The 14,140-nt window shown below is 52.4% G+C and carries 9 protein-coding genes and 1 pseudogene; 1 reads left to right on the plus strand and 9 read right to left on the minus strand.

Annotation, left to right across the window (positions count from 1 at the left end):
- Nucleotides 1–63: 63 nt before the first annotated feature.
- The 8 genes and pseudogenes from M3A44_12565 to M3A44_12600 form a co-directional block, all read right to left on the minus strand.
- Nucleotides 64–2,188 (minus strand): annotated as a pseudogene (locus tag M3A44_12565) (EAL domain-containing protein).
- Between the two features lie 1,030 nt (nucleotides 2,189–3,218).
- Complete coding sequence (locus M3A44_12570) at nucleotides 3,219–5,333, minus strand: site-specific recombinase (protein MEQ6342447.1); 2,115 nt, start codon at nucleotides 5,331–5,333, stop codon at nucleotides 3,219–3,221.
- A gap of 56 nt (nucleotides 5,334–5,389) precedes the next feature.
- Nucleotides 5,390–6,754, minus strand: a complete 1,365-nt coding sequence (locus tag M3A44_12575; GenBank protein ID MEQ6342448.1) for a cytochrome B6 — start codon at nucleotides 6,752–6,754, stop codon at nucleotides 5,390–5,392.
- Between the two features lie 177 nt (nucleotides 6,755–6,931).
- Nucleotides 6,932–7,546, minus strand: coding sequence for an undecaprenyl diphosphate synthase family protein (locus M3A44_12580; protein ID MEQ6342449.1), 615 nt, complete (start codon nucleotides 7,544–7,546; stop codon nucleotides 6,932–6,934).
- Nucleotides 7,547–7,694: 148 nt separating this feature from the next.
- Nucleotides 7,695–8,519, minus strand: coding sequence for an alpha/beta hydrolase (locus tag M3A44_12585; protein ID MEQ6342450.1), 825 nt, complete (start codon nucleotides 8,517–8,519; stop codon nucleotides 7,695–7,697).
- Between the two features lie 295 nt (nucleotides 8,520–8,814).
- Nucleotides 8,815–9,207, minus strand: coding sequence for an SPW repeat protein (locus tag M3A44_12590; protein ID MEQ6342451.1), 393 nt, complete (start codon nucleotides 9,205–9,207; stop codon nucleotides 8,815–8,817).
- A 119-nt stretch (nucleotides 9,208–9,326) separates the two neighbouring features.
- Nucleotides 9,327–9,875, minus strand: coding sequence for a YSC84-related protein (locus M3A44_12595; protein ID MEQ6342452.1), 549 nt, complete (start codon nucleotides 9,873–9,875; stop codon nucleotides 9,327–9,329).
- Between the two features lie 158 nt (nucleotides 9,876–10,033).
- The gene (locus tag M3A44_12600) at nucleotides 10,034–10,615 is read right to left on the minus strand and encodes an outer membrane beta-barrel protein (protein MEQ6342453.1); all 582 of its coding nucleotides are present in this window, start codon (nucleotides 10,613–10,615) and stop codon (nucleotides 10,034–10,036) included.
- Between the two features lie 669 nt (nucleotides 10,616–11,284).
- Here M3A44_12600 and M3A44_12605 point away from each other — a divergent pair.
- Nucleotides 11,285–12,409: an AI-2E family transporter gene (locus tag M3A44_12605; GenBank protein ID MEQ6342454.1), complete on the plus strand. Its 1,125-nt coding sequence runs from the start codon at nucleotides 11,285–11,287 to the stop codon at nucleotides 12,407–12,409.
- A 145-nt stretch (nucleotides 12,410–12,554) separates the two neighbouring features.
- Here the strand turns inward: M3A44_12605 and M3A44_12610 are convergent, their stop codons facing one another.
- Nucleotides 12,555–14,135, minus strand: a complete 1,581-nt coding sequence (locus M3A44_12610) for an ATP-binding protein (protein MEQ6342455.1) — start codon at nucleotides 14,133–14,135, stop codon at nucleotides 12,555–12,557.
- Nucleotides 14,136–14,140: the final 5 nt, after the last annotated feature.

Raw genomic sequence — 14,140 nt, forward strand, 5'->3', positions numbered from 1 at the left:
CCCACACAGGCGGCGCGGCGGGGTGTTTTATGGTTCGATTGTTTAGACTCAAAGTACATTTGACTAGCCATTATGACCGCGGGAGAGTTCTGATATGCCGGTTCTAAGTAGCTTGGTGTACTCCTCCGGAACCAACGGTCGGCTGAAATAGTAACCCTGTGCCTCGCCGCAGCCCGCGGCCCGGAGGAAAGTGAGCTGTTCTGGTGTTTCAACGCCCTCGGCGCTGACCCGTTTGTTGAGATTATTACCCATCCCGATCATGGCGTTAACTATAGTAGCGTCGTCCGGATCAGTGGTGATGTCGCGCACGAATGACTGGTCGATTTTCAGGGTATCGATCGGAAAGCGTTTCAGGTAACTTAAACTGGAATAGCCGGTGCCGAAATCATCGATGGCAAGCCGCACACCCATGGCTTTGAGTGCATCAAGCACGGTAATCGTGGACTCGCCATCCTGCATGAGAACGCTTTCGGTCAGTTCGATCTCGAGATGACCCGGCTCCAGGCTAGTCTCTTTGAGGATGTCACGAACGCCATCGAGAAAGTCATTGCTGCGGAATTCTACTGCAGAGATGTTGATCGCCACGGAGGGTGGCCGAAGGCCAGCTTCCACCCAAGTGCAGATTTGTCGGCATGCTTCGCGGAGCACCCACCGGCCGATCGGTACAATGAGACCACACTCTTCGGCGATTGGCACAAACTTCTCGGGTAAGAGGAGCCCGCGCACCGGGTGCAGCCAGCGGATGAGTGCCTCAGCGCCGGTAATCCTGCCTGTTTCGAGATTGATTCTGGGTTGGTAATGCAAGACAAACTCCTGCCTTGCCATGGCACGACGCAGGCTGGCCTCAAGGAATTGCCGCTCGACGACCCGGTCGTTCATGTCTTGCTTGAAAAACTGGTAATTGTTGCGCCCATTTTGCTTGGCGTGGTACATCGCGGCGTCGGCATTTTTGATCAGAGTTTCCGCATCCTCGCCGTCACTGGGGTAGATGCTGATACCAATGCTCATAGTGATAGTGAGATCGTGTCCCGCGATACTATGATGATCTTCCAGCACCGAGATGATATTTGACGCGCGGCGTGCCGCATCTTTTGCGTGCTCGATGTCTGAAAGCAGCACTATGAATTCATCCCCACCCTGGCGGCTGACTGTATCCGAACTACGTACACAAGTAATCAAGCGATCCGCAACCGACTGCAGCAATTTGTCGCCAATCAGATGACCCAATGAGTCATTGATGTTTTTGAACATATCCAGATCCAGAAACAGAACCGCCAATTGTTTGCGGTGCCGACGGACAACGGAAATCGCTTGTTTAAGCCGATCATTTAATAGCACGCGATTGGGCAAATCAGTGAGGAAATCGTGTTGTGCTAAATAAGACATTTTGAGCACCATCGCCCGCGCCTCGCTGACATCGTGGAAAACCATCACGGCGCCGATAACGCGGCCACCACGGTCGTGGATGGGCGCGGCAGAATCTTCTATGGGCAATTCAAACCCATCGCGCTTGATCAGGATGCAGTTCGCGCTGAGGCTGACGGGTTTGTTTCGCTGCATGGCCAGCTCTATTGGACTGCGGGCGGGTTCGCGTGTGACACTATCGACGATCTGGAGCACATCGGCAAGCGGCCGGCCGACCGGTCGCCTCTTCGCGCGACCAGCCGGTCATGCGCTCCGCGACCAGATTGAGATAGGTGACATTGCTGGCGATGTCGGCACTTATTACAGCATCGCCAATGGAATTAAGCGTGACTTGAGCGCGCTCCCTTTCGACAAACAGCGCCTCTTCCGCCACCTTGCGCGCAATCACGTTGCGTAGAACGTGAGACAATGAGTAACCGTCGATGTGACCTTTTAGGAAATAATCCTGCGCGCCATGCTGTACGGCTTGTTGTGCGATATCTTCTTGATCCAAGTCACTGAGAATCAGAATCGGGACATCACACGCGATCAAATAAAACCTATCGAAGGTCTCGATACCTTGGCTATCGGGCAGGGATAGATTGAGCAAGACGGCCTTAATCCCTCCCCTATTGAGCCGTTCGAGGCCATCGGAGAGGGTTGCAACCCATTCGATAGTGAATGGACCATATCTTGCGTCAGAGAGCGCATCCCTGACCAACTTGGCAGTAGCGGGGTCACACTCGATGAGAAGTACCCTTTCTTCCGTATTGCCCATGCTCATAAAACTCCTTTGTAACAAGATCCAAGCATACACCTCCAACGAGCTTATTATTATGAGGAATTATCGTTCTGCTATCGGACAGTCGTCATGGCGTAATGCGTGGTACCGAATATAAACCGCCTCTCTTGTCCGCACATACATCCATCAATTTGGCATGGCTCACCAGCACGATTATTGTGCAATGAGAAATCTGTCGTGTTCTGTGCGGTAGCATACATACCGAAAAAGAGTCAGCGTTAAACAAAAATAATCCATTGGCACAAAACTGCGTCGTTCCCGCTCAGTCGGGAATCCAGATGATTAAAAAATCTCCCGCGAAGCGGGACAGCATCGCGGTCTCGTCAGCTTCGCGGGATGTTCGTCCTTGTTAAATTCCCACCTGTTCGGAAATGATGGGTTAATGGATTATTTGGGTTTAACTGAAAGCGTTGGTTTTATAACGCCCAAAAAAAGGCCCTGCGAGGGGGGTCGCAGGGCTAAGGGGGGGTAAATCGTCCGCCTAACTAAATATAGGCACGGTAGGCACAGCCATCATCTCGATATAACGGCTATTGTCGCGGCCTCCCACAGTCACGCTCCTAGAGCCATTCATGTGTTTATTTATTTTAAAGTTGATCACAATAATGACGTTTTGACCGACAGAACCCCTGCGGGTGTGTGCACTAATGCACAACGTTCAGAAATCACCTTTAGATGCTCCACGACTATGGCTTTAATCTGCTCATTTTAAATCAGACAAACCCACTCCAAGGAAAACTTCCACTGCCACTGATATCTTTATACCCCTCTCACACAAGACGTTCTGTGCACTGACACACATAGCGAGGGCAGGTTGAGGCTTTCCTGTTTCAACGGCTATTTAACTACTTCTTGGGCTTTGTCGATCTCGTAGACAAATTCAGTGAGACAGAAAAAACTCACTCAAAAATAGAAGAAAAAGCGGGGTAGCACCTTTCCGCCGCATGTGAAAGGTTACCCTCTTAAACCCGATGCATTATTGTCTTGACTGATGAGTCCACTATAGTCTCACTCAATCCTTTGCTTTATCTTCGACAACGTTTTTTGGCGGCACGAAAAAATCCAGAGGTGCCACCAAAAAACGTGCCAGCAATGCCTTGAGCAGTGTTGGCCATTTGGTGAAGCGCACTTGGCGCGCGCGTAATGCCACGAACAGCGCCAGGGAAAAGCTAACTAACAGGTTTACCGCGCCAATACTGAGTACGCCCAAGGTAGAAATAACGGCGGTTTGCCATGTTATATAATGTTCCAAGCCGACTAATGATATAGCGAAATTGGCGGCAGAAAAGGTAATGTGGCGAATATCTATGGGTAGGCCGAGCAGGAAACCCAGGGTGCCCATGCTGCCGAGTAGTATGCCAAAGTAAAAGTTGCCCATTAATCCGCCCAGGTTATTTTCAATATAACCTGCAAAGTTTCTTAGCCGAGCTTCGCCAAGCAAGCGATGTAGCCAGCGTAACTGCGCTATACGTGCTGGAATGTGAGCGTAAACTGCTTTGTTATCATAATAGCCGGATATTAATCCCGACAAAAATAAACACACACCAGCAATAGCCGCATAAAAGAGTGCGAGACTGTGAAAAGGGTCTATGTCATGCAGCAAATGCTCAGCTTTTTCCGGTGTTACCAGATGCTGGCCTTGCAGGTAAAAATATCCCCAGGCAATCAGGTAGGCCATCGGAAAGGCGATGATGATATTGCCTAACACCGCCACGAATTGGGTGCGTATGACCTTTACTATTAGCTCAACCAGGCTATCAAGGTCGATGTTTCGGCCGTCGCGGCTCTGTAGTCCGGCGGCAATGCGGGAAGCGGTCATGGCCGGCTGCTTGGTTGCAACCGTGAAATGCAGCACGTGGATCAGCATGAAGCCCAGAGAATAATTCATGCTGAACAGAAAGGCCTCCACCAACGGTGCGGCGCGCAAGTAGGATGCGAGAATCTTGAGCATCGCCATGAAGCTGATGATGAAACCGGCGCCGGCTGCAGAGCGGAACATCGCGGCATACTCGCTGCGGGTATCCGCGACGTAGTGCTCGCCGGTGCGGCTGGCATTTTCCGTGATGTTTCGGGCAAGCAGATCAATGTTGCTGGCGAACAGCTCACGCACCGCGTATTTGCGGTTGTGGGCCTCGATCAACTCCAGGCCTAGCGACAAGGCTGCACCCCTCCGCTCAGAGGGTGCAGTGGTTTCGCCACATTCTGGGATAGAGCTGGGCAGATCGTGGGCTACATCTATCAGCGCCAGCAGTTTCCGCAACCGGTCGATGCTCTGGGTGAGTCGTCCCAGCAAATAGGTGAGCGCTACACTGGTGCCCTGACGCAGCGCGTTTTTGCGAATTTTGGTGACGACCATCTCGCACTGATCCAGCATCACCAACAAATGTTTGGCATCATCGGGCGTCGCCGCGCTGCCATCCAGGAAGCGGGCATAACCCTCGGCAGGCGTGGCTGGTTTGTTGGCTACCGGCGTCGAGTCGCCATCCAAAAATCGGGCGTAGCCGTTAAGGTATTGGTGTACCTCAAAATTTTGCATCAAAAACGGTGATTCGAAGGTTTCGAGATCCGGATTGTTACGAATCAATTCAGGTTCCAACCCCATCGCACTGATGCGGTAAGACAATGTCTGGATGGACTCCAGCAGTTGCACCATCGTTTTTTGTTGGGCTGACGTGTCCCCATTCTCTCCCCCGTCAGCGATGGCCAAGGTATCGAACAGCGCCAACCAGTCCGCCGCAGGCACGCCGCTTATCCACAGGTAATCAGTCTTTGCGGGGAGTATCTGATCCAAACAGTCACGCATATAGCGATCATCCACTGCGGGTGGCAGCATGCGATATGAGAGGCGCTGGAACAACTCAGTGAAAAAACCGTTGCTGGAGAGGATTCCCGTATCGGTATAAAGGTTGGTCTGATGCCGTGCCGAGAACACGCGCAACAGATAGTGACGCAGCGCAATGGCATGACTATGATTGCCTTGAAGCAACTGAGTGAGGGTGCGGACGTTGGCGGCGGCCCGATCAATCTGATGAGGCTTCGCTGGGCGCAATTTCTGGACGAGATCCGCCAGACCGTCAATTACGTCGGTGTCCGGGTGAGCGGCGATACGTTCGAGCAGGTCCAGCATTCGGAAAGTTCGGGGCGCCACGCGCATGCTCATGATGATCCGCCTTACGTTGCGGCCTACAGCGCCCGCATGAAGGCTACAAGATCCTTCTTCTCCTGTTCATTCAGCTTCACTTCCAACACGAGGTTGAAGAACTCCACCGTATCCTCCAGCGTCAGCAGGCGATCATCGTGCAGATACGGCGGCGAATCTTTGATGCCTCGAAGCGGGAAGGTCTTGATCGGGCCGTCGGCTGACGCTCTGCGGCCGTTAATTGTGACCTCCTTGAAGAATCGCTCTACCTTCAAATTGTGCATGGAGTTGTCGGTGTAGTACGGTGGAGTATGGCAAGTCGAGCACTGACCCTTGCCAAAAAAGATTTCCTGACCGCGTATCTCGCTCTCACTGGCTTTGGCGGGATTGAGCTTGCCGAAGACGTTGAGCTTCGGCGCGGGCGGAAAGTCGAGCAGCGCCTGAAACTCCGCCATGAAATGCACTTGGCTACCGCGTTCGAGAATGTTGGTGCCTTTGCGTGTCGCGTCGGCCGGGATACCGTCGAAGTAGGCGGCTCGCTGTTCGAACTCGGTAAAATCTTCCACTGTTTTCAGGGCACGCTGTGAACCGAATAAACGCTGAACATTCACGCCGCGCAGCGATGGCGTGTCGATGCGATGGCGATGCTCGTTGGGCCGAATGTCGCCGACCGTATGAGTGGAGGCGTTCGTATGTCCGTTAGCGTGGCAGTCGAAACAGGCAACGCCCGAATGGGCCTTCAAACTACGGCGGTCTTCCGTGGCATTGAACTGCTGCTGGGGAAACGGCGTAACCAACAAGCGCAATCCTTCGAGTTGTTTGGGATTGAGGATGTCTTTGAATAATGCGTTGAAGTTGCTGAGCGTTACCAGTTTCCCTTGCGAAACGTCGCCCAGATCCGGCCGCGTCGTCAGATAGATTGGCGCAGGGAACTCAGGCATGAAATGGTTCGGCAAGTCGAAGTCGAGATCGAAGCGAGCCAGATCCCGATCGGTCTGCTTCTTCGTTTCCTCGATGAGAAATTTGGGAAAGATCATGCCGCCCGCTTCGTGATGAGGATGCGGCAACGGCAGAAAGCCGGCCGGCCAGAACTGCTTTTCCTTGACTTCCTCCGGCGACAAGGCGGCGAGTTTCTCCCAAGTCATGCCATCAGCCAACTTGACGCGCACGCCCTCTTGCACCGGCTTGCCACGCGACATGACTGTTCCCTTGGCCGGACGATCAGCAAGGTTGTAGCGTTTTGCGAGCAAAGCCTGTTGGCGCTCTGCGAACTTTGATTTCTCCGCTTCAAGGCGTTTTGTCAGCGTGGAGAAGTCTTCATCGGCGGCCGAAGCTGTCAGTGTGAAGCAGACAACCGCAGTGGCAGGCAGTGCGGCCAGAAACCAGCGGGTTCGAGACAAATATGACATGGTTGACTCCTTCTGAATTAGTTTACCTGGTTCTCGATTTTGGGTTTTTCTACAGCCTCAATGCTTCGACTGAGCAACGCGCCGTTTATTGGTCGTGCTCTCTACAAGCAGTGGATGGAGAAATTGCTGTGATCGCCCAAGTTATTTACCCTCGATTCCTTGACCTCCCCAGACGCATTACCCGCCGAGTGTCTGATCCTGGCCTTTAAACCAGGCGAGTGCGTCCTCAAAATGCTGCGGATCAAAATCTGGCCAATATTCATCTCTAATATAAAAGTCCGCATAAACCGATTGCACCGGAAGAAAACCGCTCAACCGGCGTCCTCCTCCCCAGCGCACAATCAAATCCAGACGTGAAACTTCAGATGAACGCAGGCCGCCGTTTTTAAGACCGGCCAGATCCCATTCCCAGCCATAGTTGACGAGTAGATTCACCTTCATTCCGACACCCTGGCGCTGCCGGAATTCTTTTAAGACATTAGGGAATTGCGTCGATGTCTCATCGCCGACAACCAGCAGAGCCGCCCCACGGCGTACAATCTCGAAAGCGAATGCAACACAGGCCTCACTGAATGCCTGCTTCTGAATGTAAGGCCGCTTGGTGTTGTCCTGGGTAAAGCCGTAGATGGAAACTTCCTTGATCCCGCATTCTTTACATTTTTCATACAGCTGCAACCCTGGGTTGATACCATGAGCATATCCGGCTTCTTTGCGCAGACCACGATCCACGGCCCAGCGGCGATTTCCATCGGGAATGAAGCCGACATGACACGGGATATTATTTTTCACCATTGCAAGCCTTCTTCCAACATGATGTGAGGCCATACGATACGAAGATTATCATTCGGATCCGTGCACGCCAGTTCAATGAATAATTTTCTGTCATCCTGCGATGGACGTCAGACCTAAAATACTGGAGACCCTCGTCGGCAAAGCGACATCAGGTCTTAAGGAAAGCTAGCAGGTCATCGTTGAGTTGATCCTTGTGCGTGTCCGCAAGGCCGTGGGGTGCGCCCGCGTAGATCTTCAGGGTCGCGTTCTTGACCAGCTCAGCTGAGCGGAGAGCCGCGGCGCCGATCGGCACGATCTGGTCGTCGTCGCCATGGAGGATCAGCGTCGGCACGTCGAACTTCTTGAGGTCTTCGGTGAAATCCGTCTCGGAGAACGCCTTGATGCAGTCGAAGGTGTTCTTGTGACCGGCCTGCATGCCCTGGAGCCAGAACGAGTCGATCATGCCCTGCGAGACCTTGGCGCCGGGCCTGTTGGCCCCGAAAAAAGGACCGCTGGCGAGATCCTTGTAAAACTGCGAGCGGTCGGCCAGGGAGGCGAGGCGTATCTCGTCGAACTTCTCCAGCGGCAAGCCGCCAGGATTGGCCGCAGTTTTCAGCATCAGCGGCGGCACGGCGGAAATCAGCGCGGCCTTGACCACCCGCTTCGTGCCGTGACGGCCGATATAACGGGCAACTTCGCCGCCGCCCATCGAAAAGCCGATCAGAACGGCGTCCTTCAGGTCGAGCGCTTTGATGAGCTCCTCGAGGTCATCGGCAAAGGTATCCATGTTGTTGCCATTCCAGGGCTGGCTCGACCGCCCATGGCCGCGCCGGTCATGGGCGATACAGCGATAGCCGTTGGCGGCCAGGAACAGCATCTGCGCCTCCCAGCTATCCGCACTGAGGGGCCAGCCGTGGCTGAACACTACAGGCTGTCCTGCGCCCCAGTCCTTGTAATAGATCTGCGTACCGTCTTTCGTCGTGATCGTACTCATCGTTTGCCTCCTTTTTTTGTCGGCGGGGGTCCCCGTCGACCTTTCGTGTCCGTCCGAGTGTCCGAATTATTTAAATTGCCTCGCCTAATTATTTGAACTCGCGCCTGCTTCCATGCCCGCGAAGCAGGCTTTCAGGGATGAAAGGCATCGGGTCGGAATCCGTATGACTCGATAATGGCCGACCCGACTAATCTCGTAATTATGGTGCGCGACGTAATGTGTGGTTCGCGATACTCACCCTAGCCTACCCCACCTCAGGAATCGAAAGCATCCATGGTTCGGTGGGGAATATCTTTCATTTGCCGGAGGTCAAAGGTGCTCCTGGTTTATTACTCATATCGCGGATAGCTTTTCGGCGGTATAAGCCAAAGGCTGCGGCAGCCATTACCAATAAGCCGACAATGAGCTGATTCCCAGCCAACGTGGTAAGAGAACCACTTATAAGCATTCCATTGCCGAAAAGATATGAAGCGGCGATCAGCCAGGATGCCAACGCAACCAGGACAAATTCTATCCAAGCGTTGGGACGAAGGATTGCTGCAATAGCCACCACTGTCAAGAATACGCCGACGATCAGCGAATTATTGAAAAGTTTAAAGTCCCCCATGGTTCGGGGAAGTATAAAAGGAGAAACGATTAACCAAAAACCCAGAAACAGTATTACCATATCCTGCCATCTTTTTTTCATGACACATCTCCATTAAAATTTAAGATCGATAGTTAACCCGAATTTATGAAACATTCGGGTTAACGTACACATAGATAATTTATTGAGCTTCAGAGAATTACGCCTTACAACGCATACTCTTACTTCTGTATCTTCGTGATCTTGGAACCTTCAAGTGACAAGTCACCTATCAGGCCCTTCTCTCCGAAAACGAAGCCGAGGATGGGTTTCTGCAGTGTTTTGGTGTCGTATTGACCCCCGGCACCCAGAGACACAATGGCAACACCTGCATCAACGCCAATTTTCCAACCCTTGCTATTCTTGAATTTGTCGAACGATTCCTGGGTCATGAACATAACGATCTCGCTACGACTCGCAATACCGAGTGTGAGTCCGACTGACGCAGACCTTATGTTGTAGTAGTCGATAGTCATGTCCTTGACTTGCAGGACGCCCTCGCCAAACTCGCCAGCGACACCCACACCACCCTTAGTGATACTCGGGAAGACGAGCATGCCAGCCGCCTTGTCTGCGAGTTCCTTGTGCTTCGGGTTGTGCGCGTAGAACTGCTTCAAGGCCTGGCTCACATTCGCGTCGATCTCTGCCTTGCTGTCGGCAAAGGCCGTGGTATTGGCGAACAGACTGAGCATTATCAGGCCAATTGCAGCCAACGGGTTTTTCCAGTTCATAGTTTAAATCTCCATGTTCATTGTGTTTCGAAATTTTGGGACAGTTCCGTTCACTTCACGGTTCCTGCCCCGCCTTGGCGCCTCGCAGGGCTACCATAAGTGCAAGATACTGCGTCTAATCATCGGCCAGGTCTGTACGACATCGCACATAACGCGGATCAGAAGCGGTATACACCGCCCAGATACCAGCCCTGAACATTGTCTTTCGTGCCATCAACGCCGGAAATATCAGTATAGAGCTGGTATTCCGCACGCAACATCCAATTGCTGGCAAGATCGAACTTCACGCCGGCGCCAAAATAGGGCTTGGTGCTATTCTTGTCCGCCACCGGCACGCCCTGGACAGTTCCGCTGTTGCTAACGTTGTATCTTGCAAGGCCCAGCCGGCCGAAGATGCCGAAGCGTTCGGCAACCGGCCACGTGCCCAATGCGCTGGCTGTCCATGCGCTGGCATCTTGCTTGGCATTTACGTTGTTATCATTGGCATTAAATAGTGTCCCGAAACTGGTGTAGCCCAGCTCGGCGCCCAGATTATTATTGAACTGATATCCAACCTCGCCGCGCACACTGGTATCAGCGCTATCGCAGTTCGTTATATTATTGCAATATTTACGCGCTTCGGCTTGGCCTGCGTTTAGCCCTAGATAAACGCCGCTCTCGGCAGCTTGGGCAACATTCGCACCCGTCGTGCCGACGAGTGCCATGCACAATGCAGTAAGTTTTATTTTGTTCTTCAACATGGCGATTCCTTTTAATTAAGAGTATGGAGAGTCACAGCAGGGCAAAATACTTGCCGGGAAGCCAAAGATAGACTTATGGGTAAATTTCGTCTGTGCGCTATGCAACATAGCGAAAGGAGCGTCATCTGCCGAAAAAAGAAGTTCTTTCAGCTATACTCACTTGCAAAGATGGTCTCTTCCCGTAACTCAATCGAATACTTCTTTATAACGGCTATCAGCGTTCGAAAAAATCTGACCTATAAGTGCGATAGCGCACTGAGCGCATTTAAAAAGAAGAGGATAATCACCATTAAATCTGTTATATCTCGCGTGGGTTTGACGAGATTGATTGAATTCGCGATGGAAGTTTGATTGTAAGGAGAGATGTCATGGGTAAATATTTTATTGGATGGCTGCTCGGTGTTCCGGTTATTGTGTTGGTGATTATTTATTTCTTTATGAACTAAACAATCTCTCAATGACCTTTGGCCAATATAGCCGCATGATGGGCATGGTGTTGGCTTGACTCCAGCATCAGTGTGTTTACACTTAGTTAATCCATGCCACCCTACCTAGAGCAAGGCGCCATGGACACCACCACTATTTCATCAGCCGCACCACATGAATCCTAAACCCCAGGCCAACTCAGAAAATCATACTGGAGAATCCTTGGTCAGCCAGGGGACTGCTATGCCGGATACTGCTCAGCAGCCCACCGTCCGCATGCCGGTTGACGTGCACAGCCTTTCGCTCGCGCTGCTCACAGTGCTTGCAGTCATCTTCGCGCTGTATTGGGCACGTGCGTTTTTCATCCCGCTGATGTTTGGCGTGATGATCAGCTACGCGCTCTCCCCCCTCGTTAACTTGATGCAAAAATGGAGAATTCCCCGCGCCATCGGGGCCGCAGCGTTATTGATCGGTATCATGGGAGGGGTAAGCTCTCTGGCTTATTCCCTCAGCGACGAAGCCGCTGCAGCGATAGAAACCTTGCCCGAAGCGGCGCAGAAGTTCCGCCAAACTCTGAGCAAGGAACGCGGGACGTCCGAAAGCGCGATCGAGAAAGTGCAAAAAGCCACCACCGAGCTGGAGCGGGCGGCGAGCGATACGCCAACCCCGCCTCCTACTCCCCCGAGGGGTGTGATTCGTGTGCAAATCGAAAAATCCAAATTTAATATCCAAGACTATCTTTGGGCCGGAACGATGAGCGCGGCTGGGTTTGCCGGTCAGGCCGTCATAGTATTTTTTCTCGCGTATTTTCTGATGGTTTCAGGCGACAGTTTTCGGCGCAAGCTGGTCAGGATCAGCGGCCCTACCTTTAGCAAGAAAAAAATCACCATCCAAGTGTTGGATGAAATCACCGGCCAGATCCAACGTTATCTGCTGGTACAGCTATTCACCAGTTTTCTTGTGGGGGTGGCGACCTGGCTCGCATTTCTCTGGATCGGTTTGGAACATGCCGCGATTTGGGGGATTGCCGCCGCGATATTAAATACTATCCCCTATCTCGGTGCGGTAATCTTTACCACTGGCGCTGCTCTGGTCGCTTTTCTCCAATTCGGAACAATAAGCACAGCGCTCTTGGTCTCCGGAATCGCACTGGCTATCACCAGTCTCGAAGGTTTTTTGCTGACACCGTGGCTCACGAGCCGGGCAAGTCAGATGAACGCAGTAGTGATTTTCGCAGGCGTGCTGTTTTGGGGTTGGTTGTGGGGCGTGTGGGGTTTACTGCTAGGCATACCTATCCTCATGGCCATCAAGGCAGTATGCGACCATGTGGAAGATTTAAAACCTGTTGGGGAACTGCTGGGAAAGTAACCTGAATCTCTGTGCTATTCGGATGGGATGCGAACGAGAATTTGCAAGGGATTAGGGTGCGATTATCATGCCTGCATATGTCGCATATGGGTAGTGTCGTCTACGATAGAAATGCTGGCGTTACAAATATCTGCAGCGCCAATCATCACAGGGGGCCTGGCTTAGTTGCATCGCCTAATCCTGTTTCTGAAAAATTCAGTGCCCTATGCAGCATCTCCATTAACTCGTTGACCTTGATCGGCTTGGTGAGATAACTAAAAAATCCTGTCTCTAGCCCCTTTTCGACATCGTGCTGCATGGCATTGGCACTGAGGGCAATTATGGGGATGTGCTTTGTTACGGGGTCTTCACGCAGAATTCTCAATGCTTCGAATCCGGTGATATCAGGCAGATTGACATCCATCAAAATTACATCTGGCAGTTGGGTGGTTGCCAGTTTGATGCCACGATATCCGTCGATTGCGCTTAGCATGTGTATCTGTGGGTATGCCTCCATGATTTGCTCGACCAGCATCAGGTTAACCGGATTGTCTTCCACATAGAGCAGGGTACACTGCGCCATGTTGACTTGAGCTAATGGGGGCGGTAGCGTGGGCATAGCGCTCTCAGCGGCAAGTTGCGGCATAACGTCGCCAGTCAGTTCAATCCAAAATTCGCTGCCCATACCAACAGTGCTTTCAACGCCAACACTACCGCCCATCAACTCGACCAGTTGCTTCGTCACCACCAGGCCTATGCCTGTCCCTTCCTCGGGGCCGTTCTCTTGCCCGAGACGATTGAACGGCTGAAATAGCTGCGCCAGCTTTTCCGGAGGCAAACCCGCACCGCTGTCTTTAACACTGATGCGGATGCGGTCTGGAGTGCTCAGGCTGCACTTCACTTCGACTGTTCCTTGTGCTCGGTTGTATTTGATCGCATTCGAAAGCAGGTTAACCAGCGCCTGCTTGACGCGGATTCGATCGACATTGGCATGCCAATTAGGATCGAATGGCAGAAAGTTGATTTGGATGCCGCGTTGTTGCGCCTGCGGTTCGATCATGGCCTGGCAATCGCGTATCACCTCGATCAACGCTACCGACTCTCGCGACAGGGATACCTGGCCGGACTCTATTTTCGTGAGATCGAGAATTTGGGTAATCAGTTCCAGAAGATACCATCCTGCTTTGATAATCTGCTGTAGCCGGGCATTCTGGGTGGGCGTAGGCGGCGGTGTGCCAGCTTCCAGCAGCTGGGCAAAACCGAGAATGGAATTGAGCGGGGTACGCAGCTCGTGGCTCATGCTCGTTAAAAAAGCCGATTTGGCGAGGTTAGCTGTTTCTGCCACCGACTTGGCTCTTTCCAACTGATCTTTAGTCGCTTGAAGTTGTTCGGCCAGTTTCTGTGCTTCAATGGTCGTGATGACCAAGCGCTCATTCACGTGCTGCAACATCATCATGTGGTCGTCGGACGCTGCCTGTATCGTCTCTGCCGCGCGAACATCCTGTTCGCGCAAGGAGACAGCCCCTTCGTGCAGGTGAACAGCATCTTCACGCAAATCCGCGGCATCTTCACGTGAAGTGACCAACTCCTCGCGGCTTATAATACGCCTATCATCGGCGACATCGATCTCCCTGCGTCGCCTATCTTGTCCGCGGACAACGTGAGGCCTGTTTTTGACATGTCTAGCCGCACCCGATTGGCCTGAGCCATCGGTATAAGGAACATTGTCAGTATCACTGCTGCTCATTGCCG

Source organism: Gammaproteobacteria bacterium (assembly GCA_040183005.1).
Taxonomy (GTDB): domain Bacteria; phylum Pseudomonadota; class Gammaproteobacteria.